This window comes from Pleurocapsa sp. PCC 7327 (assembly GCF_000317025.1).
Taxonomy (GTDB): Bacteria; Cyanobacteriota; Cyanobacteriia; order Cyanobacteriales; family Microcystaceae; genus Hydrococcus.
In genome coordinates, this window is sequence record NC_019689.1 from 811,016 (window position 1) to 835,479 (window position 24,464).

The following is a 24,464-nucleotide window of genomic DNA, read 5'->3' on the forward strand; positions in this document are numbered from 1 at the left end:
CAATTTAAATATGGAAGCACAATCTAATCAAACTGAAAATTATATTCATGGTTATACAGCCCAAGAACAACAGCGTTTGATAGAGCAAGCGCGGTATTGGCGAGAAAAACTAATTCTCAGAGATGTTAAGCTTCTACCAGGCGATCGCATTTTAGAAATTGGCTGCGGTGCGGGGGCAGTTCTTGGAGTGTTAGGACAAGCTTTTCCTCAGTTGCAGTTAGCGGGTATCGATTTACAAGCATCGCAAATTGCTTATGCTAGGCAGCATTTAGAAAATCTCGGTTTATTGGAGGTCGATCTACGAGTTGGCAATGCTTCCCAGCTTCCTTGGACTGATAAAAACTTTAACCATATTTATAATATTTGGTTTTTAGAACATATTTCTAATCCAGAACCCATCTTGCAAGAAGCATATCGCGTTCTCAAACCTGGAGGCACGATTATGCTTAATGAAACCGATTATCGGACTATTCTGATTTATCCAGAGTCAGCCGATTATCGATATTTACAAGATACACTATGCGAACTGCTGATTTACTCTGGAGGCAATCCTTATATTGGTAGAAGATTGGGATTACTGCTGCAAAAAACTGGGTTTAGTCGAGTTAATAATTCCCCTTGGGCTTTCCATTATTTTCAAGGAGAAAATAGTCAGGAACTACGCGATTTTATTGAATATATTTATGCTTGGTTAGCACCGACCATTTCACAAATGACTGAGAAGTTGAGAAAAGATGAGAAAAGATGGCGATCGGGCTCAGAATTTTTCCGTTCTATCCCGGATTTACAAGAAAGTGCTGCCAGTATCGTCGTTTACCCTGCGTTAGCAATTAAGGTTAGTGATTAGTTATTGGTTAGTGGTCATATCAAATCCGATTGAATAACTATAATGGCAGGTAGTGCGAGCATTCTGCTCGCTTCCCTTGACGATTGCGCAAAGCGCAGCGCCCAAAAGGGCGGACGCAAGGCAATTTACGGTTAATTAAATGGAGCAAATATTAGAAATCCGCCAGAGAATTAATTTCCTAGCTCAAAGCTAAAGTCGGTTAAAACCAACAGACAAAAAAATTAATCTTTTAGTCGCATTAGCTTCCGGGGAATAAATTCCCCGTCTTATATATCAAGTTCATTAAAATGAACTTAGACATTTATCCAGTCGTCTTTAGATGACTTTAAATATAAGGCAGTGATAGAACATCGAGGGGAGATTCTACTCCGAACTCACATTTGCCTCCGTTTCTTGCTCGGCTATAGAATTGAGGCGTAAGAGAAAACGTTCTTCTAAGTGCAAAGATTGAAAAGCTTCTTCTACCGAAAGAGTTGGTTGGCTAAACGCTACCGAATCCGCTTTCTCTAGCATCTCTCTTTCGGAAAAGTCGAGTTGGTCCGATTCAACGGGAGTATCGTCGATCGCTTCTGGCGAGGGGGTGGGTTGAGGTTTAGGAAGGGGTGGAAGTTGAGGAAGTTTAATCTCTTCAGTCGCGTCAGAGAAAACAAGCTTTGGCGGTAAAATTTGACCCGAAGGAGATTTCGATGGTTCGAGTTTTTTGGTCATTTTACTCGGTTCGGGCAAATCTAGATTTAGCGGTGGAGTTTTGGCTTCTTCAGCAAGAAGATAGTTAATCGTGAGGGAAAGTTCCTCGGCAGAGTCGGGAAGTGCGATCGCGTAGTTAGTTGGACGTTGAACTTCTGCTGGCGCTTGCTGCGCTTCGGTAATCACGATAAACGGTTCGCGAATGGAAGCAAAACCAGCAGCCGTTTCTAAGATAACCGTTCCGATCGCAAGCGGAACATCCCAGTCGCTGGGGATTTCTAAGCAACAGTTAAAGGCATGGGGCAAAGTTGTTTCGGGAAGCGATTGGACGAGGGCGATGCAAATTTCGCCAGTTTCCGGGTTACAAAGTTCGTAAAGCAGCTTGCCCAGAAGAACCGACTCTAGATTTTTGGATAAATTGGGGTTGAGGGCTTCAATGCGTCCAGAAATCGAGATCGCCTTTCCTTTGCCTCTGACAACCGTATCTTGCTCCAAGACGATCTGCAACTCTTGAGCGGCAATCTTAGCAAAACTGAGCCAGAGAAAGTCAGCTATCTTTACAGAATCAATCGTTTCTTCTTGGGCAAACGTCTTTATCTCTATGTCCCCGTCTTCTGGCGATAGGGGCGCGATCGCTTCTGCTGATTTCTCCTCTTCCAAACAAACAAAGGAGGGAGATTTAAAACAGAGAACGGTTTTCTTGTCTGTCTCATCTGAGGAAGAAGCGCCTTCTCCCAACATTGGTTCGATCTCGTTGCGCAACAGTTGTTCTAACTGCTGTAGATAGGGATTAGGGGAAGGGGTAGAAGGATGGGGAAGGAATTGAGGTTCCCAGTTGCTAGCGAGCGGTTTAGAAACGATTTTTAGTTGCATGCTCTCCTGCCAGAATTCACCTAGTAACTCGGACATTATGTCGCCACGGCAGCGGATTTCCCAACAGCCGGGCGTTAAATCGGTGAAGGGAAGAATTGTAACTAATCCTTCCGAGTTGGTGCGACGGGAATACTTATCGCAATGTTGCACAATTCGACCGTTTTCCTCAATTTGATGGGCAACGCGAATTTCGACATCGAGATTGGAGCGATTGGCGCGGGCGACAATTCGATATCTGCCTTCTTCAAGTTCTAGGGTTGGCTCTTCGACCGAAAGCCAAGCGCGATCGCCTTCTTGTTGTATGAGGAACTCCCAGCGCTTCATCAGTAATCAGTAATTCAGTATCAGTAAAGTTACTTGCGGTTAGATTTCGCTTGCTGTTTACTGGTTGCTGTTAATGACGGTCGCTCGCTAGTTTTTGTGCCTTTCAATTTCTTGTTTTAAGTTGTCTAGATTACTGAGCAGATCGGACTGAGCGATCGCTTGTTGAACTTGAGTTGCCATCCATTTTAATTGGACGGTGTTGTTTTGAGCTTCTGAGTCTCCTAAGACTAAACAAGCTATGGCACCGCTGCGATCGGCTCGTTTGAATTGCTTGCCAAAGGCACTGCCGCTTAAGTCTAACTCTACTCTAAATCCAACACTGCGTAACTTTTGCGCCAAAATTAAAGCTTGGGCTTCTGCTGAGTCTCCCTTCGAGACAACATAAAAATCTGGAACTAGGGCAGGTGCTGAGACGAGTTTTTGCAGCAATAAAATCAGGCGTTCCATGCCGATTGCCCAACCCACGGCAGGCGTATCGGGTCCTCCCAATTCTGCCACCAAGCCATCGTAGCGACCGCCACCGCAAACGGTAGATTGCGCCCCCAAATCGTCGGATTTAATCTCAAAAGCTGTATGGGTGTAGTAATCCAATCCGCGCACTAAGCAGTGATTGATTTGATATTCGATACCGAGATCGGTTAATAACTGCTGCACGCGATCGAAATGCCGTCGAGATTCATTGCTGAGATGATCGATAATTCTGGGTGCATTTTGAGCGATTGCTTGAGTTTTTTCATCCTTACTATCTAAAATGCGCAAGGGATTGCGATGTAAGCGTTCTTGTGAGTCTTTATCCAACTCGTCTTTGTAGGGCGTGAAATAATTAACTAAAGCCTCTCGATGGGCGATGCGGTCTTCCCCTCTACCCACCGAGTTAAGATCGAGTTTGAGGTTTTTCAGTCCTAGCGCTTGCAACAAGTCAGTAGCAATGGCAATCACTTCTACGTCTGCTCTAGGATCGGCACTGCCGAGAAGTTCTACTCCGATTTGGTGGAATTGTCGCTGGCGACCTGCTTGAGGACGTTCGTAGCGAAACATCGAGCCTTTATACCAAAGGCGCTGCACTCCTCCACTCGTTAGGAGTTTGTGTTCGATTAGAGAGCGAACGACTCCCGCCGTTCCTTCGGGGCGCAAGGTAATCGAGCGATCGCCGCGATCGCGAAACGTATACATTTCTTTTCCCACGATATCGGTCGCTTCGCCGATTCCTCGCTCAAATAGTTCGGTTTGCTCGAAAATTGGCGTGCGAATTTCTTGATAAAGCGCCCGGCTGAGAATTTGTGCCGCTACCGTTTCTACTTGCTGCCAATAACCAATTTCTTCTGGCAGAATATCTCGCGTTCCTCGTATTGCTTGAATTGCACCCATTGGGGAATAAACCTTCAAAATTACTGATTATTTTGCTTTTTAGCTCTTTGGATTGTCTCAAGAAGTTCGGCAAAGCGATGTGGATCTTCTAAATCTTCTAGGGTTCCAGATGCCAAAACTGGCTCGTTTGCGAGTTTGTCCATGTAGGCATGAAAAGCTCGTTTGTCATCTTTATGCTTAAGAATATAGGCACGAAGTTCTGTTCTACTCATCTGATAAAAGTTTGGCTGCGTCATTGAAACTCCCACTTACCATCGCTGTCTATAACAATTTCTGTCTCTTCCCCAGCCAAAATGAATATGTATTCCGTGCGTTCGTCCAGACGCACTATGAAATATGGGTCGATACATATCGGTTAATCGCTGGCACAAAATAAAGCAAACTAGAGCCCGTGCTGATGTCGGAAGAATAGCTGTTTTCTTGCTAATACGATCGTATTTTCAATTTACCCGATTTCTCGAACTTTAGCGCTCGCTACTGCTGCCCAAGCGCGAATGTACGATTAAAAATGTTCCCAGACAAGAGGTGACAACAATGATAATCAGCGCGATCGCCAATACCCAACCATTCATTGTGCCGTCGCTATTCGATTGAGATGCATAACGAGAGCGATCGCTCTCTACTTCTATAATTTGTTGCTTGTCATCCCCGGCGGCTGGCGATTGGGGAAGCGGTGACGGAGTCGGCACGTTATGGGAAGCGATATTCGCATCTTGCGCTGCAATAACCTCCTGTAAATGCTGTGCGTAATGAATCACTCGTTCGATTTCTTGTCGAAGTTGTTGATTTTTCTTGACAAGTTCCCGATTTTGTGCATACAAGGTTTCTTCCCGTGCTTGAGCTATCTGAAGTTCTTCTACCAGTTCTCGATAAACGGAAAGCGGCACTGAGGGAGCATAAAAATTTGAAGAGGAAGAAAGATTTTTGGCTAAGGGGTTTGGAGACTGGCTCCGCGAATTAGCTGTCATGCGTTTTAGCTATTTTTCTCTAAGCGTAACGGGAAAAAGTGCCCCACTGGACCCGTGCCTCGACCGATATCGAGAGCATACTTTAAGGCTGTCGTCACGTAGTTCTTCGCCTGCTCGACTGCGAGCCAAAGATCTTTGCCCAAGGCTAAATTAGCCGCGATCGCTGCCGAAAGGGTACAGCCCGTTCCGTGAGTATTAGAGGTATCGACGGTTTCCGTCGTTAAAGTTTCCCAATGCTCGCCATCAAACCAAACATCAACCCCTCGCCATTCTCCCATCATACCGCCCCCTTTGACTAAAACTACCCCTGCTCCCAATTTATGCACCATTTGGGCAGCTGCTTTCATATCTTCGAGGGTATTAATTTCCAAGCCGCTTAAAAGCTGTGCCTCATAGCGATTTGGCGTAACGATTAACGCTTTAGGAATTAATTTATCGCGTAAACTCGCGATCGCGTCGTCGTCGATTAACTGGGCACCCGTGCGCGATACCATCACTGGATCGATGACCAACTGCTTCAGTTGCCACTTTTCAACTTGTTCGGCGACCGTTTCAATAATCTCTCGATTTAACAACATTCCCGTTTTCGCCGCATTGGCTCCAATATCGCTCATCACTGCCTCAATTTGAGCGGCTACTGCGGCTGGACTCATTGCCTCTACTCGCGTCACGCCTAGCGTATTTTGCGCCGTCACGCAGGTAATCGCGCTCATGCCGTGGACGCAGTGAAACGCAAAAGTGCGCAAATCCGCCTGGATTCCCGCACCGCCACCGCTATCGGAGCCAGCGATCGTTAGAGCAATAGGAACTTTACTCATTTCTAGCGTTGAAAACGCCGTTTTTGCAGGAACGGAGGAATGTCTAAACCGCCCGGCTTATTCGGTGGTGGTTCTGGTTCGGGTTGAGGTGTCGTTGGATTGACTGGATTAACGGTTGTCCTCACTTGACTTTTCGCACCAGCTTGGATTTCGCCGGAAAATCCGGTCGCGATCGCCGTAATTCGGATTTCGCCCTGCATTTTCTCGTCGATTACCGCCCCGAAAATAATGTTAGCGTTGGGATCGACGATTTCATAGATAATATCTGCCGCCGCATTAACTTCGTGCAGGGTCAAATCGTGACCGCCAGTAATGTTTAAAATCACGCCTTTAGCGCCTTCAATAGAAGACTCTAGTAGGGGAGAAGAAATCGCTGCGATCGCGCCTTCTTTTGCCCTCGATTTACCCGTGCCTATGCCGATCCCCATCAATGCCGAACCCGCGTCTGCCATAATCGCTCTGACATCGGCAAAGTCAACGTTGATCAGCCCGGGAATCGTAATGATATCCGAGATCCCTTGCACCCCTTGCCGCAGAATATCGTCAGCCATCCGAAAGGCTTCTTGCATGGGAGTTTCCGCATTAGCGACCGCAAGCAATTGATTGTTGGGAATGACAATCAGAGTATCGACTCTGCTTTGTAAGTTGCTAACGCCTTCTTCTGCGTGACTGTTGCGGCGACGACCTTCAAAGGTAAAAGGACGAGTGACCACCCCAACCGTCAGACAGCCTATTTCCTTTGCCACTTCAGCGACGATCGGAGCAGCTCCCGTCCCAGTTCCTCCTCCCATGCCTGCCGTGATGAAAACCAGGTCGGTGTTTTCTAGGGCATGGGCGATTTCTTCGCGCGATTCTTCAGCCGCTTTTTGCCCAATTGCCGGATTGCCTCCAGCGCCGAGACCTCTGGTCAATTTTTGTCCGATTTGTAAGCGTTGGGGAGCTTCTGATTGCGATAGGGCTTGGGCATCCGTATTAATTGCCCAAAACTCAATTCCAGAAACGCCGCTTTCGATCATGCGATTGACGGCATTGCATCCACCTCCGCCAACACCGATGACTTTGATTTTGGCAACGTTACTTGGCACGATTTGGTCACTCCTAAATTCTTCCCTAGGTTTCCCAGGGATCCGCTCGGTTCGATACAAGGGTAACCCAGCCGAGTTGAGGGGATAGTGATTATCCTCTTTTGCTGGAGGTTCGCTAATACTATTTAAGCTCTGATGGATCGGTCTTAATTCATTATCAAGTGTCATTGCAATCGGGAAAAGTTTATACACAAATTTTAAGGATTCGACGGTTAGGAGTAAACCTATTTACCCTATTTCTAATCTTGTGAGGTTTAACCCTCAGGTAATTTATATAACTTTATTTCTCATCTAGAAAGTTATTTCTATTTTTCTTAACGTTACGCTTTTAGACTAAAAATCTTATTTGCACTTTGTCAAGAGACTTTGCTCTAAAGTTATCGGACAGACAATATTGTTATTAGTTCCTAACAGAAGAGGGATCTTGGCGATCGCTTTTTGGCGAGTTTAGTTGGATGGTAGGGAAAGCTGGATCGCTCAAATCGATATAAGTCATTCGAGCGCTGGGAATTCGCGATGGCAACTGGCGCATTTGAGCCAAAACCGATAATTGTTCGGGAAATCGTTCGGTAAAGGAACCAAAATAAACCGTCCCCAACTCCGTGTTGAGAACGAGATTGTTAGCATTTCGCCAATCGACTTCTAGAACCTTTACAGGAGAACGAGCGACGAGCGAATACAATTGCGTCCACTGCTGGCGATAGAGATCCCGATAACCAATGACTTTAAGCGTTGGGACTTTCCAATTTTGACCCGCTTGCTCGTAGAAGCTTTTAGGGATAAAAATGCCTTGGGCATCTATAAACCCGACTTCCCGACCGGATACGGCAACGGCTACGGGTTGACGTTCGGTTACTTCGACGGTCAATTTAGGCGGCAGAATTTGACGGGTAATTTCAGCGTCGGCGATGGGAGGCGTGGCTTTGAGTCGGGCGATAATCTGTTGCGTTGGCAGTTGCCAGACGGACTGAGGTTTTTCTAGAGGAATCAGCTCGCGAATTTGCTCTTGAGAAACCAATCGATTTCCTACTATCTCCAGCGATTGTTTGCCGACTATCCATTGGGGCAATGTGACGATCCACAGCGAACCGCCAGCCGTAGCCGCGATCGCACAAAAACGCCAAATTGCTTGTAAAGCCTTCAATCTTCTTCTGCCTTGCAGTTTTTGCCGACGACTTTTTAACTGCGCTGAGGAAACAGATGCTATATCTGTCATTGCTCACCTCATTTTTTTTTCGAGGTCGGAGCCAACCCCTATACAATATTTCAATTAAGCCTACCAAAAAGTTTGGTTTCCGTTAAAACTTTTCCAGACTTTTTTTAAAAACGCAATATAAGATTGGAGAAACCAATGTTATAAATAGATTAAAATGTACGTTTAACAAAAAATCTAACAAAACAAACACGACGATGTTTTACAAAACAAATTAGCGATTTGTCCTAGCTTGGGAAGCGATCGCATTTCAGTAGGAAATCTTAATTGATAAGATTGTTGCCCGATTATAATTCCTACGCCAGAGTTAGCGTTAAGATCGTTCTAAAATAGATAATCCTCCACCAGCACACGATTAGGCTTATGGTCATTACAAAACGCGGACTTGTTCTGGGCGCTACAGCAGTCGTACTGACAACAGTCGCCGTAACGGGAGCGGGTCTTCGCCTTTCACAAAGTCAAGCATTTTTTCAGGAAAGCCCGAAAGAGTTAGTCGATGAAGTTTGGCAAATCATCAATCGAACCTATGTCGATGGCACATTTAATAAGGTAGATTGGCGAGCTATCCGCAACGAGTACTTAGGGAGAGAGTATGCTAACAAAGAACAAGCATACAAAGCTATTCGGGAAATGCTGGAGAAACTTGGCGATCCCTACACTCGATTTATGGATCCAGAAGAGTTCCAAAACATGCAAATCGATACTTCTGGAGAATTGACGGGAGTAGGCATTCAACTGGCAAAAGATGAGGAAACAGGCGAGCTGACAGTCATAGCTCCGATAGAAGATACTCCAGCCTACAAAGCAGGAATTTTAGCAAAAGATGTCATTGTTAAAATTGATGGCAAAAGTACCAAGGGAATGGAAGTCGATCAAGCCGTGAAGCTGATTCGAGGAAAGCCCGATACTCAAGTCACCATTACCGTCAAGCGAGGCGATCGCGAAATTGATTATCCTCTCACTAGAGCACGAATCGAAATTCATCCAGTACGCGCTCACATTGAAGATACGCCAGCCGGAAAAATTGGTTACATTCGCCTGACTCAGTTTAGTGCTCAAGCTAGCGAGGAAATGCGCCAAGCAATTCAAAACTTTGAAAAACAAAAGGTAGTAGGTTATATGCTCGACCTACGGTCTAATCCTGGCGGTCTGTTGTACTCTAGCATTGACATCGCTCGGATGTGGCTCGATGAGGGAACGATCGTATCGACGGTGGATCGACAAGGAGAAGTCGAACGGCAACGAGCTAACGGCAGTGCCCTAACCGATAAACCTTTAGTCGTGTTAGTGGATGGAGGATCGGCAAGTGCTAGCGAAATTCTCTCTGGTGCTTTACAAGATAACAAGCGTGCCATTGTAGTGGGAACCAAGACTTTTGGGAAAGGGCTGGTTCAATCGGTACGCGGATTGGGAGACGGTTCGGGATTAGCTGTAACGATCGCCAAATATTTAACCCCAAGTGGTCGGGATATTAACAAACACGGCATCGATCCCAACGTCGTGCATGAGTTGTCAGACCAACAGCGCAAAACCCTACAGAAGGATCGCACTCAAATTGGAACGTTTAACGATCCTCAATTTGTCAAGGCATTTGACGTTCTCAAGCAAGAGATTGCCAAAAAAACGCCAGCTCCTCAAGCGACTAATCAATCAAGCAATTAGCGACCCGATAGCTCTGCACGGATGTAACGTCTGGCATCCACACCGGTCGCTGTAAGGGCGGGTTGGAATTTATCGCTATTGGGGAAGAGCGATTATGTTAACAATTAACCCACTCCTACTGATAACTGTCAACGGGGTTGGCATTTGCCAGCTCGAATCAGTCCAACCCGACGAGCGATCGCTTCGTCTTGAGAAAGAAAAGGTCCCCATTTTTCTCGAACGTCTAAAACTCGGTCAAGGTTTGGCGCGACGCTCTCGAGCGCGGTTGCGTTGCCTGCATCATTGTCGGCGGCAACAATTTGACAATGACCATCTTGTGTTTTAACAATATACCAGTGAGTTGTATTACTCATTGCTGTGGAGAATAGCAAAACGATCGACAATTAATGGCTAACCTCGATCCTAACCTGAAAAAGCAAGTGCAGCGGTTATACCAGCTAACTGTTTGCACGAGGTGGTTGTTTGTCGTGGGTTGTTGGATGACGCTGGGAAGTTTTGGAATCTGGGGATTGCGAGAAGAAATTCCCCTCTGGCAAGAACATTTTACCTGGGTTGCCGTTCGCTACGCGATCGCCTTCAATCGCATTCCCGCTCTCTGTCTGGCTTTTTGTATCGGAGTAACAGCAGCCGTTTTAGTCTGGCAAAGCAATCATCGGTTTGGTGGACTTTCTGTCCAGGAAAAGCGGCGATTGGAGAAAGAGGTCAGAAAAATTCACGCCATAGGATCGCGCCATCCTTTGTGGAAGTGGATTAAATAACCGTTTTACGAACCGACGGGAGCCAGGGGACAAATCTGGAGTCCGACGGGCGTTTTGATGACTGCGACGCGAACGCCAAAAACTTGAGCGATTGTCTCTGGAATTAAAACCTCTGCTGGCTTGCCGACGGTGTAAAGGCTGCCCCCTTTTAGCAAGGCCAAGCGATCGCTGTAGCGTGCCGCTAAATTGATATCGTGCAAGACGGTAATAATTGTCAGTTTTTGCTCCTCGTTAAGTCGCTTTAGTAGTTCGAGCAACTGCAATTGATAATTAATATCTAAATAGGTGGTCGGCTCGTCGAGCAGTAAAACTTTGGGATCTTGGGCGAGTGCTAGAGCAAGAAAGGCTCTTTGCCTTTCGCCACCCGATAAATGAGTTACCGGGCGATCGCGATAGTCTTCGAGTCGGGTTTGCGCGATCGCTTCGTCCACTTTTTGTCGATCCTGGGCATCTAATTCCCATCGCCACCAAGGTTGATGGGGCGTTCTCCCCAAACTCACCAATTGATAGACGCTTAACCCCACAGGAATCGTTGGCTGTTGCGGTAGAATTGCCATTTTTTGGGCGACAACGTTAGGAGGTAAATCGCGTACAGCTTTTCCATCCAAAAGAACGATGCCTCCTGTCGGGTTGAGGATGCGGCAGAGAAGTTTCAGAAAAGTCGATTTTCCAGAACCATTGGCTCCTACCAAGCTCAGCCATTCACCCGTTCGTAGTGCGAGATTGATGTCGCGAACGACTGGCTTGGTATCGTATCCACCCGCAAGATGTTGAGTTTCTATTGGCATTGGAGATTGGTTATGTTAAATATCTAAAAACCATTTTGACTAACTCTGCTTGAGTAAATGGTTTAGTCATATAATCTGTCGCTCCTGCAATTCTCGCTTTAGCGCGATCGATCAAACCTGTATTGCCTGTTACCATGACGATTGGCGTATTCTGAAACAGGGAATGATTTCTGATCAGGCGACAAAGTTTATAGCCATCGATCCCTGGCATGCCAACGTCCATCAAAATCATATCGGGTTTAATGCGGATAATTTCTCTGAGCGCTTTACCGGAATCGTTAATTGCATGAACTTCGAGATCGTAATTTTCTAAAAAGCGGTTAATTTCTTTCAAAATAGTCGGGCTATCATCAATGCAAATAACTTTATAGGTTTTTTGCACTCCTGTTACTTGGGGCAAGCCAGCTAACGTAATATTAGAGAGCGTGTTCTTAGCGGAAGTTTCCTGAGTTGGCTTGACAATCGTCGGCTCGGAAACAAAAATTGATGCACTATCAAGAGTCGGAATTTTGGGCAGGCGATCGAAAGGAGGCTGAGGATCGCGCAAGACAACGAATTTATCTTTAATCAAAGGATAAAGCCCTTGCGCCAATCTTAGCTCGTCTTTTTTAGTCAAAACGGCAAGCTGACGAAAACTAAAGCCTTTCAAAAGCTTGCTGAGTTTCTCGCCTTTGTCGGGGGGAAGTTTCTGTTGAGCGTGAGCTAGGCTGACAAAATAGGGACGCTGTTCTGGCGACGAGATCGCAGAACTCATAGCTTGCCAACAGCTTAACCTTTGCTGACATTCTTCAACAAAAGGCTGTACTTCAAAACGGCAAAACTTAGGGTACTTTTCATTATTAGAGATGAATTGATAAGCGCCCTCTTGTAATAATAAGTAGGACTCAAACACTTCTTGAGTGATATTTTTAAGCAACTCGGCTGCCTGTTCTGGTTTGAGATGCTCTTGCTCGACTAGCCAACAGATCGCTAAATAATCCGGGCAGATATTGGGATTGCTTGGCGATTCAGATTCAAAGTTCACTCTGGCTTGGGTGCGAACGGCGCTAGTCAGCGTAGGAATTTCGTCGCTCAAACGACGTAAATGACGTTCTAAGCGCTCGAAAGGGTCGAGGGAATGGGTAGCGTAGATTAATTTTCCCAGATTGAAATAAATCTGCCACTCTACTGAATTGTGAGAGATTCGTAAATATCCATTAGCTTGAGAGCTAGATATCTGTTCTAATAATTTGATAGGAGAAACATTTTGCTGGTTTCGACCGTTTTCAGCCGGAAATTGGTCAATTATTGCGGGGTTCATAATAGAGGAGTCCTAACGATTATTGCGATGACAGCTACCGTTTTCTGTATAATTCCCTGCGATGACCAAAATCTAACAGCACAATAAAAAAATTGCCTGTACCCAACTTTTTCCTATCTTAAAATCGGTAGAAACGCACGACTGTCCGGCAATAGCCAATAAAAACTGGCGATCGCTAGGATACAACAATATTCGCTCGCGATCGCCAATCACCAACAATTGAGTTTCTATTCGTTAGACTGCCAGCGCATCCTGGATAGTCTTGTTATAGATAATCCGACCCGGCGTAGTGCGAATAAATTGAGAGAGCATTTGTCCGTCAGCGCTTTCTCTGACCTTGCGCTCTCGATAGTGTTTGATGACGCTGCCATCATCGAGTTTTTCTATCTTGAGAACTTCTGTATCCGGTTCTTCCGTCTCTACTTCATCGTTATGGCGTACCCAAATATAAGCGTGCAGGTCTACATATCCTTGGTCGTAAGCTTTTAAAGCATCGTCGAGGCTAGCAAAATGCCGTTCTGCGCCTTTTTGAGCCTTAGGATTTTCCGCCGTCAGATAGTAGCATCCCAACACCATATCCTGTGAGGGAGCGACGATAGGACGACCCGTTGCTGGAGAGAGAATGTTATGACAAGCCAGCATCAGTAGGCGTGCCTCAGATTGAGATTCCAGAGACAGAGGAACGTGAACCGCCATTTGGTCGCCGTCAAAGTCAGCGTTAAAAGCAGGACAGACCAACGGATGTAATTGAATGGCACGACCTTCTACCAAAATCGGTTCAAATGCCTGAATCCCCAAGCGGTGAAGGGTTGGGGCGCGGTTGAGTAAAACTGGGTGTCCCGTAATCACTTCTTCCAAAACGTTCCAGACGCTGGGATCGCCTCGTTGAATCAGCTTCTTCGCCGCCTTGATATTGTTGACCATTCCCAGCTTGATGAGGCGATGAATCACGAAGGGTTGAAAAAGTTCGATCGCCATTTCGCGAGGCAAACCGCACTGATAAATTTTCAGTTTGGGACCGACGACGATCACGGAGCGACCGGAGTAGTCAACCCGCTTTCCGAGTAGGTTTTGGCGGAAACGACCCTGCTTTCCTTCGATAATGTCCGAGAGCGATTTGAGGGCGCGATTGTTTGCCCCTACTACGGTACGACCGCGCCGTCCGTTGTCTATAAGAGCGTCAACCGCTTCCTGTAGCATCCGCTTCTCGTTGCGGACGATAATTTCTGGCGCGAGGATTTCTTGCAAGCGCGAGAGGCGGTTGTTTCGGTTAATCACCCGTCGATAAAGGTCATTGAGGTCGGAGGTGGCAAAGCGACCGCCATCGAGTTGCACCATCGGACGCAGGTCGGGCGGAATTACGGGAATCACGCTCAGCACCATCCATTCCGGTTTAGAGCCGGTGGCGATAAAGTTGTCGATCACCCTCAAGCGTTTGATGAGCTTCGCCCGTTTTTGTCCTTTGCTCTCGATGATTTCTTCGCGCAGTTTTTCGGCGACCTCTTCTAAATTTATTTCTTGGAGTAGGCGTTGAATTGCCTCAGCACCAATACCGACTTCGATATTGTAGAGTTCGGAGTCTTCGGCATAGATTTGCTCTTCAATCTCTAGCCATTGATCTTCCGTGAGCAGTTGCTTGTAGGTGAGGTTAGCTGCATTGCCGGGGTTGAGAACGACATAGGCATTGAAATAGACAATCTGCTCTACATCTCTCAAGGGCATATCCAGCAGGATGCTGAGATAGCTGGGAATGCCTTTAAGATACCATACGTGAGTTACTGGAGCCGCTAGCTTGATAAAACCCATGCGGTGACGGCGGACGCGGGATTCGGTAACTTCTACCCCACAGCGTTCGCAAACGATACCCCGGTGACGCACTCGCTTGTACTTACCGCACCAACACTCCCAGTCTTTGGACGGACCAAAAATGCGCTCGCAAAAAAGCCCGTCCATTTCGGGTTTTAGGGTTCGATAGTTGATAGTTTCGGGTTTAGTAACTTCTCCGACGACTACGCCATTGGGTAACGTTCTTTCTCCCCACTGACGAATCCGCTCTGGAGAAGCCAACCCAATCTTAACGTAGTCAAACCGTTGTTCTACTTGAGTTCTCATTACTGTTCTTTCTGTTGGTGAGATTCTAGTTTGAGGCTGTGAGAGCAATTGAAGGAGCGTCGCGACTTCTGCGAGCTTTGCTGTTAACTAATAACTAAACTGAGTTCAGATCCAACCACAAATAAATAGCCTATAAACCTAACATAGGCTCTAAGATTATACAATTAATTCTTTCCAAATGACAGAAGCGATCGCGCGCTCGATAAAAATCCGAAAAACCAAGTTGGCTTGCGATCGCGTTATTGAGTAAAGCTGTGCGAAGCGAAAATTCTACGAATATACTAACATTGGCATGAGCGATCGCTATTTAACCATCAAAGACCTGACAAAAGCCGTTGGCGGCGGGTTAACTCCTCGGATGGCGAGACGCTATCATGCCTCTGGATTGCTACCAGAAGTCAAGCGCAGCGAGGGCAATTATCGACTCTATAGTGCAGAAGACGTACAGCGTCTCCAGCGCATCATGGCACTGAAACAACAAGGATTTCAGCTATCCCATATTCGCAAATTATTAGAAGAGGAATCTTCTGAGGGTGATACTCTCAGTTCGATCCTACAACAGCAGTATCAGTTAGTCATCCAAAAATTGACGCGATTGCGGCGCACGGCATCGGCGTTAGAGGGATTATTGGGACGCGATCGCCATTGTCAACAAGTGCAAGCAGAAGCTCTCGCCCAACTGCGGCACTTAAAAATAGAAACCGCCGACGGACTCGATACGATCGAAAAGCTGTGGCAGAGTTGGGACGTTGCCGCAGATAATCATCCAGAAGTTTTTAGCGAATCCCTACAACAATTATCACCCGATTTATCTAATCGTTCTAAGATTGAAGTCGATTTGCTTTCAAAATTAGTCTTAGCCAGCGGCGATGTCAGTTTGGTCAACTTCGTGCGAGTGGGACAAAGCGCGATCGCAGCGGCACGCGATCGCCTCAAAACTGGCTGTCAAGTCGTTGGCGACATTCCTGCCGTTGTCCGCGCGCTCGATCGCGTTCGCCTGCAACATCTCAATTGCACCGTCGAAACCCTAATTTCTAACCCTCACGTTATCAGTGCTACTGATGCCGAAACCCAATTCTGACGGGAGCAACAGCAGTTAAATCCTTGGCAATTCGAGCCGGGATGCATTTTAGTCATCGACTATGCGCCTTCGGTTCTTCTATCTGCCTTAGAAGCGAGCAAACGAGGAATATTACAACCCGCTTTAGTCATCGGCATGCCAATTGGCTTTAGCCACGCTCCCGCCGCCAAGCGTCGTTTAATGCTCTCTAGCGTTCCTTACATAACGGTTGAGGGATCTTTGGGAGGCGGTTTACTAGCGGCAACTGCCCTCAATGCCTTAGCCGAATCTTTGCTAGAAAAACCTGACTGTCATTGCTATCTCAGTCGATAAATTATCTGGCATTGCCGGGAATATTGAGCGGCTGTCCGTTGCGATCGCAAACTAAAATATCCCACTGACCGTTTTTAGCGACTTCAAAGGCAATCCGGGAACCATCGGTACTAATGGTTGGATTTCTCACTTCTGCTGGCAAATTTTCCGTTAAATTTCGCTTTTGCTGCGTTTCGCGATCGTAGAGATAAATATCCGCTCGTCCCTGACGGCTTCCTGCAAAAACAATATAGCGACCGTCTTCAGAAATTGCAGGATGAGAGGCAATCTCATCGAGGGAATTGAGTCCCGGCAAATCGATGAGTTGCCGTCTGCGAGCGTCAAACAGATAGACATCTTGGGAACCATTGCGATCCGACACAAAAACAATATACGGTGCATTCACTTGAGGAGATAATTCCGAGTTGGGGCTATTCAAACTTCGTCCCCCCGGATCGAAGGGAAAGTTAAGGAAGCGGGGATAGCCAGTACAACTGCTTAACAAACTCGTCAGAACAACAATTAAAACTAAGACAGGGCGCTTCACGTTGGTAGATTTTTTTGAGGGTTCTCTACTGGAGTGCCATCTGGAATATCTAACTCGATTAAAGGACCGCGATCGAGCACTTCGATATCCCATTGTCCTCGACGAGAGGTTTCAAACACAATATAGCGACCGTCTGGACTAATTTGGGGATTTCTCACCCAACTGCGATACCCTTGAGTTACCAATTCCGAACGCCTGGTTATTCGGTCGTATAGAACGATATCTGGTCGTCCCTGAAGGCTGGCAATATAAACGATATAGCGAGCAGTACGGCTCAGACTGGGACTTTCAGCAACAACATCGCTGCGGTTGAGTCCTGAAGGATTGTCATATCGCTTCTCTTGGAGATTGTAGAGTACAATTTGATTGCTTCCATTGCGATTGGAAACAAAAGCCAGCCAGCGACCATCCCCGCTTAACGCTGGCTGCTCGTCATTATAACGACTATTGAGAGTAGCTGGACCCACTTGACGAGGAGCGATGCCGCAAGATGCCAGCAAGCCAATCAGAATCCCTGCCGCTCCCCAGGTAATCGGGCGAAGAAAATGAACGATTGAAGTAGAACGTGTCACTGCGATCGCAATCAGTAATCGAATCGCATGGGATTATCGCGATTTTCTACTTCTTCGTCGGAGTAGGATTCGCCTAGGTCGGTGCCGCGAGAGTTGCGAATCCCCTCAGAAGTATTACGCAGCTCGCGCTCTGGCTCTCTCTCCGATCTAGATTGAGCAGACTCCCGCTCCCAATCGGGACGCTCTCGTTCTGACTCGTCTATGGGTTGATAATCCACATAATCTGTAGGAATGGATTCCGTATCTTCATAGGGAGTTCCGCCTAGATCCGAAGGACGCGGACGACGTTTTCTCGGAGGCGCGGAATAGCTTTGGGAAACATCACTTTCTCGACGAGGACGGCGAGGACGAGTGGCTTGGGGTTTTTCTTCCCAATTCTCTTGCGTATCTTCCCAAACGTCGTAATGACTGCTTGTCGGTTCGGCAGTCGGACGAGGGCGACGCTTGCGGGAAGCTTCTCTGTATTCGTCGTAGCGTTCAGACGAGCGGCGGCTTCTTTGAGAGCGGGGTTCTTCGGTTTCGTAGCTCGAAGTGCGGCTAGAGCGAGCCTCTTCAGAACCTCTTAAGCTGCGGCGCTTACCTTCGGAATAATCTTCTTCCTCGTAAGGTTCTAGACGATCTAACTCGGCTTCTGTATAGACGCGAGTTTTACTAACCGGACGCTTTTCGACAATTGGCGTATTGCGTTTGGCTTGCTCTACCGTCGCGCCGCGCAAGCGCACTGCCTCTACCGCAAAAAAGATTGCCGTTCCCGTTAGGAGAAACTGACCGAATTGGAGAATGGGATCGAGCCGCCATCCATTGAATAATAAAATCAGACCGCACAACAAGCCGACAGCAGCAAAAAAGATATCATAGTCTCTCGACAGTTCTGGACGAATGGAGCGCACGAAATAAAGTCCTACTCCAGCGACTGCCAGAAAAATTCCCAATATAGCGGCTGAGTTCAGCCCAAAATTAACCATTATCGCTCTCCGTTCTTCTTTTTTGGCCCTAAGTGCCGAGGATTTTCTCCGATTTCCGGAACACTTGCCTCTCTGGCTTGGAAACCTTCGCTATAGCGTTAGATTACTATAGGCGAGGATAGACATGACTTCTAGCCTGGAATCGGTTTAGAAAAAATCCCTCTGAAACGGGACTTAATGCTCGCACATCAATTATAGGCGATATGCGAACTACCGACATTGACCCGATCGGGTACGGTCTGGGCTTTTAACTTGACTGGACTTTCCCCTGGCTCAACCTACTGCATTTTTAAACTCCTGCCTGCGAGGTTTTCGATGATTTCTAATGGGGATAGGAATTCCCGCGCGGTTTCTTTAAGATAGAGAAGTAAGGACAAAATGATAAATCGCCCATGACCTCTATTTTGCTCAAATCTCCAACGCTAACTATGCCAAAAATTTGTCAACTGCCGAATGGCTTGACAATTATAGCCGAACAGATGCCGGTAGAAGCCGTGAATCTGAATGTATGGCTCAATGTGGGTTCGGTCATGGAAGCAGACGAAATTAACGGGATGGCTCACTTTTTAGAGCATATGGTGTTTAAGGGAACTCCCCGACTCGGAAGTGGAGAGTTTGAGCGCTTTATCGAAGAAAGAGGAGCGATTACGAATGCAGCAACGAGCCAAGAATATACCCACTACTACATCACGACGGCTCCCAGAGATTTTGCCGAACTGGCTCCATTGCAGTTAGATGTCATCCTTAACCCCAGCGTTCCCGAAGCGGCTTTCGAGAGAGAGCGATTGGTGGTGCTAGAAGAAATTCGTCGTTCGGAGGACAATCCCCGTCGTCGCACTTTTTACAGAGCCATGGAAACCTGTTTTAAAAGCTTGCCCTATCGCCGTCCGGTTTTGGGTTCTGCTTCAGTTATCAAGAAGTTAACCCCTCAACAAATGCGAGACTTTCACGCCTACTGGTATCGCCCCCAATCAATGACGGCTGTTGTCGTGGGCAATCTGCCTGTAGAGGAGTCGATCGATATTGTGGCAAAAGGATTTTTAGAAGTCGGAGGTTGTCGAGACCCCGGAGGAGGCGTCTGTAGAGAAGTTCCAAGTCAGAGTTCGCAATTTTTAACTCCCGAACCGCCTTTTAGAGACATCGTGCGCCGAGAATTCGTCGATGATAGCCTACAACAATCGCGTTTGGTCATGACGTGGCGAGTTCCCGGACTGACGGCTCTCTCCCAAACCTATGCGCTGGACGTTTTGGCGGTCATTTTAGGACAGGGTAAGGTGTCTCGGCTATTTCGGGATCTCAGAGAGGAGCGAGGACTGGTATCGCAGGTGGGGGCGAGCAATATGACTCAGGGAGTACAGGGCGTTTTTTATATTTCAGCCCAATTGCCGACAGAAAATATTTCTGAAGTAGAAGCCGCGATCGCCGAACACATTCGTAAAATTCAAACAGAGTCAGTGACGGAAGCAGAACTTGCTCGCATTCGTACCCAGGTTGCCAATCGCTTTATTTTTAGCAATGAAAGACCGAGCGATCGCGCTAATCTCTATGGTTACTACTACTCTCAGTTGCGAGATTTAGAACCCGCCCTCAATTACCCTGCCTATATCCAATCTCTCGAAGTTGCCGATCTCCAAGCCGCAGCTCAACGCTATCTCGATCCGGATGCTTATGGCATAGTCGTCATGAAACCCACTGCTTAAAACCCACTGCTTAAGAAGAAAAAAATAAAAAGGAAAAGGGAAAAAAATTTTTTACCTTCTTACTTTTTGTCTTTTAACTTTTACCTTTTGCCTTGTAATAATGTGGAATCAAATTGCCGATCGCATTTCTCAAGTTACTGGAGAAAAGTTTCAGGTTAAGGATCGCCGTTCTGTCAGCGGTGGCTGCATCAATCAAGGTTATGCACTGATAGGGAATGGATCGACATACTTCGTCAAACTCAATCAAGCCTCCCAGGTCGATATGTTTGAAGCAGAAGCCCTGGGATTAAAACAAATGCTGGCAACTCAAACGATTCGCGTTCCCGTGCCGATTTGCTGGGGAGTGATAGATCGTTCCAGCTATCTCGTAATGGAATGGCTCGAATTTGGAAGCCCAACGACTCGCGCTTGGGAACAGATGGGTCGCAAACTAGCTGCTATGCATCAAGCGGGCGGTTCTGCTAAGTTTGGTTGGGAGCGCAATAATACAATTGGGTCAACGCCACAAATCAATACTTGGACGGAAAACTGGGCAGATTTTTTTGCCGAACACCGCATTGGCTACCAGTTACAACTCGCCAAGCGGCGAGGCGGGGGTTTTCCCGATTATTTTCAAGTGGTAGAAGTCGTCAGAGATCATCTAGCCGATAGAACTCCGAAACCGTCTTTGGTACATGGCGATTTATGGTCGGGGAATGCAGCTGTAACGAATGCGGGAGAACCCGTTATTTTAGATCCTGCTACTTATTATGGCGATCGCGAAGTAGATATTGCCATGACCGAACTCTTCGGCGGTTTTCCAGCCGCTTTTTATCGCGGCTACAATGAAGTTTTTCCTTTAGAGGAAGGCTATCAACAACGCAAAACCCTCTACAATCTTTACCACATCCTCAATCACTTCAATCTTTTTGGTGGAGGATATGGTTCCCAAGCCAATCGAATGCTTCAACAAATTCTTTCTGGCAAGTAAAGGGTAATGGGTTATTGCTAAGTTATCAAACCACTCCCATTACCGATTTAACCATTTATTTAATTAACGAAAACGCTTTTTACGACGGGCTACAGCTTTCCGCTTTTTCTTTTCAATGGGAGTCTCGAAGTGGCGACGACGCTTAATATCTGCAAAAATTCCCGCTTTAGAGACTTGACGCTTAAAGCGGCGTAAGGCTGATTCAATATTTTCGTTTTGTCCTACAACCACCTGGGTCATTCAGTTTCCTCCTAAAACATTAGACTTGTAAGTAAAAAACGCGGGTGATGTTTGTTTGTTTGACGATTGGGAGAAGGTTTCGATCGAGCTATTGTCATAAAGCGTCAAAAATAGTCGAGGATAGGATACCCCCGACCTCTAGTCGGCTTGCTTTTTTTAATACTGATTTTTCTTCTCCTCTGCAATCTTAACACGAGACGATTAATCTCTGAGAAATTGAGAGAGAGAGGTTTTCCCTATTCTCATACAGACATTCCATCGACTAAATCCGCCATTGCACGGCGGATATTGTCTATACGACTCTCGATTTTCCAACAACATCAATGCAAGAAATGACGGATGCCAGTCAACACCATCACTAACCCTAACTCGTCGGCAGCCTCAATAGAATCTTTATCCCTCAAAGAACCTCCCGGTTGAACGATCGCTACAATTCCAGCTGTGGCAGCCGTCCGCACCGAATCATCAAAGGGAAAGAATCCATCGCTAGCTAGAAATCCGCCTTTGGCTTTCTCTCCCGCTTGTTCGAGGGCAATTTTAACCGAACCGAGGCGATTCATCTGTCCGGCTCCGACCCCCAAGGTCGCGCGATTTTTGGTTACAACAATAGCATTGGATTTAACGTGCTTGGCGACTTTCCAAGCAAACAGCAATTCCGCCATTTGTTCTGGAGTGGGTTGCTTTTGGGTGACGATTTGCCAACTATCGGGACTATCGATAACATCATCAGACGCTTGGACTAAAATTCCCCCTGCGATTACTTTTGCTGTGTATTTGGGACCGCTTTTGAAATCTGGCAGAATTAACACCCTCAGATTGGATTTTGTGGCTAGAATTTCTTGGGCTTCTGACTCGCATCCCGGCGCTACAATACATTCTAAGAATGTTTTGGTCAGTGCTTTCGCTGTTGCAGCGTCGATGGGTTGATTGAGTGCGACAATTCCTCCAAAAGCCGAGGTAGAGTCGGCATTGAAAGCTTTTTGATAGGCTTCGGCTAGCGTCGTTCCGACAGCCACGCCGCAGGGATTGGTATGCTTGAGAATAGCGGCGGCGGGTTCTTTAGGGTCGAATTCGACGATAATGCGCCGTGCGGCTTCTAAATCTACCAGATTATTGTAACTGAGTTCTTTTCCTTGCAATTTTGTCGCGGCTGCCCATCCTGACGGTTGCGTTCCGGTTTTATACCAACTGGCGCTTTGATGGGGATTTTCTCCGTAGCGGAGGGATTGTAATTCTTCTCCAGTAAGGCTGAAACGAGTTGGAAGGGAACTTTCTGCTTTTGAGGCGAGACTGGCAAAGTAAGACGCGATCGCGCCATCATAAGCATTAGTCAGCGCAAAGGTTTCTTCTGCCATTTTTCGACGAAACGCTAGGGAAGTGTCTCCATTATTTTGGCGTAATTCCTGAATATAGAAATCATAATGTTTGGGATTAGACAAAACTGTCACATGGGCGAAGTTTTTCGCCGCCGCGCGTAACATTGCTGGACCTCCGATATCAATCTGCTCGATCGCTTGTTGCTCGGTTACATCGGGTTTGGAAATTGTCTGCTCGAAAGGATAGAGATTTACTACCACCAAATCTAAAGGACGGATTTGGTTCGCTTCCATATCTACCACGTCATCGGGAACATCTCGCCGCCCTAAAATTCCCCCATGGATGCGAGGATGAAGGGTTTTGACTCTTCCTCCCAAAATCTCTGGAAATCCCGTGTAGTCGCTTACTTTGGTAACGGGCAATCCTGCTGCTTTTAGGGCATTGGCAGTTCCTCCACTGCTAATTAACTCAAATCCAAACTCTTCTACCAGTTGACGGGCCAGCTCGAGCAGCCCCGTCTTATCAGATACACTGAGCAGCGCTAAACGTGCCATAACAAAACTATCTCCTTAGTATTAGCGATCGATAATTATCCCAGCTAATACTATAGACTTTACTAAATCTTGAAAACTAAAAAAGTCTTAAAAATTCTAGGAAATCAGTATGAGTTTTTTAATATCTTCAAAAGACTCTTTGATTTAAATCAAAACTTTTAGTGATAATTGCAATTTATTTTAGTTATTCTCGATCGATCTTGCAGTTTTTAGAAAAAATTGAAAATTTTAAACGAAGTATATTTTGTGCATTTAAGTTGCATTTTTACAAGCGCTATAATAACTAATAAAAAATAATGGCTTTGGTTTATAGCGAATCTTTAAATGGCCATAGGAACGCGAGCGACTGTAAAGCGTTGCCAGACAAAAAATTTGAGGAAGATGGGGGATAGGAAATGGGGGTGGCTGGGGAATGGAGAGAGCGTTATTTCTAGAAAGGAAAACTAATTCTCAGTAAAAGCTCATCTTAGTGCGAAAATCTGCATAAAATTGGTGTTAAGCATAGAGGCGAGAAAATGAAAAAAGGTAATGGAGGAGCATTTCTGGCAGGAATGCTAGTGGGTGGTGCGATTGGTACGATAGCGGGACTGTTAATCGCCCCGCGTTCTGGCAAAGAAACGCGACGAATTTTAAAGAAATCGGCTGATGCTCTGCCAGAGTTAGCAGAAGATCTATCTACGAGCGTACAACTACAAGCCGATCGCTTATCGGAGTCGGCTATGCGAAACTGGAATGAGACGCTTGGTCGTCTTAAAGAAGCGATCGCGGCTGGGATTGAAGCCAGCCAGATAGAAGCGCAAGAACGCCAACAACCTCGCCAAGTTACCGTCGATACTAATTCCTCAGAAAATCATCATTTATAGGCTACTAAAGCGTGAGCGATCCCATATTTTGGCTTGGACTTTCCATTTTACTGGTAGCCGTCAGTTTGACGGCTGTATTGATTGCTGCCCTCCCCGCTTTGCAAGAACTCGCACGGGCAGCTCGCAGTGCGGAAAAACTCTTCGATACTCTCAGACGAGAATTTCCACCGACGCTCGAAGCCATTCGTTTGACGGGATTGGAAATTAGCGAGCTGACGGACGATATCAATGATGGCGTTAAAAGCGCCTCCGGCGTTGTCAAGCAAGTCGATCTCAGCCTTAGCAGTGCCAGAAAGCAGATTAGTAAAGTCCAAATAGGGACTCATAGCGTCGTCGCTGGCGTAAAAGCAGCCTGGCAAACCTGGAATGGCTATCCTAATCGTCGGAAAAATCGTTCGAGCGAGCGCTTAAACCCTTCTGTACAAGCACCGTTTGAGGTTCGCGATCGCTCGCGCTCCGAGCGAGAGGCACAAGACAAAGAGTAAACATTGCTAGCTTCGATGGTTTGACTTCCGACTTAATATCAGTAATCTTAAAATAAAGTAAACAAGTGTAAAGAAA

The 24,464-nt window shown here is 46.6% G+C and carries 24 protein-coding genes and 2 pseudogenes; 8 read left to right on the forward strand and 18 right to left on the reverse strand.

Annotation, left to right across the window (positions count from 1 at the left end):
• Positions 1-10: 10 nt before the first annotated feature.
• Positions 11-847 carry a class I SAM-dependent methyltransferase gene (locus PLE7327_RS03590; RefSeq protein WP_015142498.1) on the forward strand — a complete coding sequence of 279 codons (837 nt, stop codon included), beginning with the start codon at positions 11-13 and terminating at the stop codon, positions 845-847.
• A 363-nt stretch (positions 848-1,210) separates the two neighbouring features.
• On the opposite strand, the gene PLE7327_RS22525 is transcribed toward PLE7327_RS03590, so the two are convergent.
• The 9 genes and pseudogenes from PLE7327_RS22525 to PLE7327_RS03625 form a co-directional block, all read right to left on the reverse strand.
• A complete protein-coding gene (locus tag PLE7327_RS22525; protein WP_015142499.1) occupies positions 1,211-2,731 on the reverse strand; it encodes a hypothetical protein in 1,521 nt (506 codons plus the stop codon).
• An 87-nt stretch (positions 2,732-2,818) separates the two neighbouring features.
• The gene (hisS, locus tag PLE7327_RS03600; protein ID WP_015142500.1) at positions 2,819-4,099 is read right to left on the reverse strand and encodes a histidine--tRNA ligase; all 1,281 of its coding nucleotides are present in this window, start codon (positions 4,097-4,099) and stop codon (positions 2,819-2,821) included.
• A gap of 20 nt (positions 4,100-4,119) precedes the next feature.
• Complete coding sequence (locus PLE7327_RS03605; protein WP_015142501.1) at positions 4,120-4,335, reverse strand: hypothetical protein; 216 nt, start codon at positions 4,333-4,335, stop codon at positions 4,120-4,122.
• Positions 4,332-4,427 (reverse strand): hypothetical protein, encoded by a 96-nt coding sequence (locus tag PLE7327_RS26335; protein ID WP_371265156.1) that lies wholly within the window; start codon positions 4,425-4,427, stop codon positions 4,332-4,334. The genes PLE7327_RS03605 and PLE7327_RS26335 overlap by 4 nt, the downstream gene beginning before the upstream one ends.
• 37 nt (positions 4,428-4,464) lie before the next feature.
• Positions 4,465-4,527 (reverse strand): annotated as a pseudogene (locus PLE7327_RS26340) (hypothetical protein); the annotation flags it as partial.
• 36 nt (positions 4,528-4,563) lie between these two features.
• The gene (locus PLE7327_RS22530; RefSeq protein WP_015142502.1) at positions 4,564-5,067 is read right to left on the reverse strand and encodes a hypothetical protein; all 504 of its coding nucleotides are present in this window, start codon (positions 5,065-5,067) and stop codon (positions 4,564-4,566) included.
• A 5-nt stretch (positions 5,068-5,072) separates the two neighbouring features.
• A complete protein-coding gene (gene thiD, locus PLE7327_RS03615) occupies positions 5,073-5,885 on the reverse strand; it encodes a bifunctional hydroxymethylpyrimidine kinase/phosphomethylpyrimidine kinase (RefSeq protein ID WP_015142503.1) in 813 nt (270 codons plus the stop codon).
• 2 nt (positions 5,886-5,887) lie between these two features.
• Complete coding sequence (gene ftsZ / locus PLE7327_RS03620; RefSeq protein WP_015142504.1) at positions 5,888-7,138, reverse strand: cell division protein FtsZ; 1,251 nt, start codon at positions 7,136-7,138, stop codon at positions 5,888-5,890.
• 232 nt (positions 7,139-7,370) lie between these two features.
• The gene (locus tag PLE7327_RS03625) at positions 7,371-8,186 is read right to left on the reverse strand and encodes a cell division protein FtsQ/DivIB (RefSeq protein ID WP_015142505.1); all 816 of its coding nucleotides are present in this window, start codon (positions 8,184-8,186) and stop codon (positions 7,371-7,373) included.
• 360 nt (positions 8,187-8,546) lie between these two features.
• Here PLE7327_RS03625 and ctpC point away from each other — a divergent pair, with 360 nt between their 5' ends.
• Complete coding sequence (ctpC, locus tag PLE7327_RS03630; RefSeq protein ID WP_015142506.1) at positions 8,547-9,845, forward strand: carboxyl-terminal processing protease CtpC; 1,299 nt, start codon at positions 8,547-8,549, stop codon at positions 9,843-9,845.
• A 128-nt stretch (positions 9,846-9,973) separates the two neighbouring features.
• Here ctpC and PLE7327_RS03635 read toward each other — a convergent pair whose 3' ends face one another.
• Positions 9,974-10,198: a hypothetical protein gene (locus PLE7327_RS03635; protein WP_015142507.1), complete on the reverse strand. Its 225-nt coding sequence runs from the start codon at positions 10,196-10,198 to the stop codon at positions 9,974-9,976.
• A gap of 33 nt (positions 10,199-10,231) precedes the next feature.
• Between PLE7327_RS03635 and PLE7327_RS03640 the strand changes: the two genes are divergently transcribed.
• Positions 10,232-10,603, forward strand: a complete 372-nt coding sequence (locus PLE7327_RS03640; protein ID WP_015142508.1) for a hypothetical protein — start codon at positions 10,232-10,234, stop codon at positions 10,601-10,603.
• 5 nt (positions 10,604-10,608) lie between these two features.
• Here PLE7327_RS03640 and PLE7327_RS03645 read toward each other — a convergent pair whose 3' ends face one another.
• The 3 genes from PLE7327_RS03645 to PLE7327_RS03655 form a co-directional block, all read right to left on the reverse strand.
• Complete coding sequence (locus tag PLE7327_RS03645; protein WP_015142509.1) at positions 10,609-11,391, reverse strand: ABC transporter ATP-binding protein; 783 nt, start codon at positions 11,389-11,391, stop codon at positions 10,609-10,611.
• A 10-nt stretch (positions 11,392-11,401) separates the two neighbouring features.
• Entirely contained in the window at positions 11,402-12,691 is a 1,290-nt protein-coding gene (locus PLE7327_RS03650) for a response regulator (protein WP_015142510.1), read from the reverse strand.
• Between the two features lie 234 nt (positions 12,692-12,925).
• Positions 12,926-14,803 (reverse strand): DNA-directed RNA polymerase subunit gamma, encoded by a 1,878-nt coding sequence (locus tag PLE7327_RS03655; protein WP_015142511.1) that lies wholly within the window; start codon positions 14,801-14,803, stop codon positions 12,926-12,928.
• A gap of 292 nt (positions 14,804-15,095) precedes the next feature.
• On the opposite strand from PLE7327_RS03655, the pseudogene PLE7327_RS03660 reads away from it, so the two are divergent.
• A pseudogene (locus PLE7327_RS03660) lies at positions 15,096-16,196 on the forward strand (precorrin-8X methylmutase).
• Between the two features lies 1 nt (position 16,197).
• On the opposite strand, the gene PLE7327_RS03665 reads toward PLE7327_RS03660, so the two are convergent.
• From PLE7327_RS03665 to PLE7327_RS03675, 3 genes are read right to left on the reverse strand one after another with little or no spacing between them, the layout of a single operon-like run.
• Positions 16,198-16,722 carry a TolB family protein gene (locus tag PLE7327_RS03665; protein ID WP_015142512.1) on the reverse strand — a complete coding sequence of 175 codons (525 nt, stop codon included), beginning with the start codon at positions 16,720-16,722 and terminating at the stop codon, positions 16,198-16,200.
• Positions 16,719-17,255 (reverse strand): TolB family protein, encoded by a 537-nt coding sequence (locus PLE7327_RS03670; protein WP_041392744.1) that lies wholly within the window; start codon positions 17,253-17,255, stop codon positions 16,719-16,721. The genes PLE7327_RS03665 and PLE7327_RS03670 overlap by 4 nt, the downstream gene beginning before the upstream one ends.
• A gap of 50 nt (positions 17,256-17,305) precedes the next feature.
• Positions 17,306-18,259: a Ycf66 family protein gene (locus PLE7327_RS03675; protein WP_015142514.1), complete on the reverse strand. Its 954-nt coding sequence runs from the start codon at positions 18,257-18,259 to the stop codon at positions 17,306-17,308.
• Between the two features lie 392 nt (positions 18,260-18,651).
• Here PLE7327_RS03675 and PLE7327_RS03680 point away from each other — a divergent pair, with 392 nt between their 5' ends.
• A complete protein-coding gene (locus PLE7327_RS03680; RefSeq protein WP_015142515.1) occupies positions 18,652-19,959 on the forward strand; it encodes a pitrilysin family protein in 1,308 nt (435 codons plus the stop codon).
• Between the two features lie 100 nt (positions 19,960-20,059).
• Complete coding sequence (locus PLE7327_RS03685; RefSeq protein WP_015142516.1) at positions 20,060-20,929, forward strand: fructosamine kinase family protein; 870 nt, start codon at positions 20,060-20,062, stop codon at positions 20,927-20,929.
• A 63-nt stretch (positions 20,930-20,992) separates the two neighbouring features.
• On the opposite strand, the gene rpsU is transcribed toward PLE7327_RS03685, so the two are convergent.
• Positions 20,993-21,169, reverse strand: coding sequence for a 30S ribosomal protein S21 (rpsU, locus tag PLE7327_RS03690; protein ID WP_015142517.1), 177 nt, complete (start codon positions 21,167-21,169; stop codon positions 20,993-20,995).
• A gap of 320 nt (positions 21,170-21,489) precedes the next feature.
• Entirely contained in the window at positions 21,490-23,040 is a 1,551-nt protein-coding gene (gene purH, locus PLE7327_RS03695) for a bifunctional phosphoribosylaminoimidazolecarboxamide formyltransferase/IMP cyclohydrolase (RefSeq protein WP_015142518.1), read from the reverse strand.
• Positions 23,041-23,555: 515 nt separating this feature from the next.
• Between purH and PLE7327_RS03700 the strand changes: the two genes are divergently transcribed.
• Positions 23,556-23,903, forward strand: a complete 348-nt coding sequence (locus PLE7327_RS03700) for a YtxH domain-containing protein (protein ID WP_015142519.1) — start codon at positions 23,556-23,558, stop codon at positions 23,901-23,903.
• An 11-nt stretch (positions 23,904-23,914) separates the two neighbouring features.
• The gene (locus PLE7327_RS03705; RefSeq protein ID WP_015142520.1) at positions 23,915-24,388 is read left to right on the forward strand and encodes a hypothetical protein; all 474 of its coding nucleotides are present in this window, start codon (positions 23,915-23,917) and stop codon (positions 24,386-24,388) included.
• Positions 24,389-24,464: the final 76 nt, after the last annotated feature.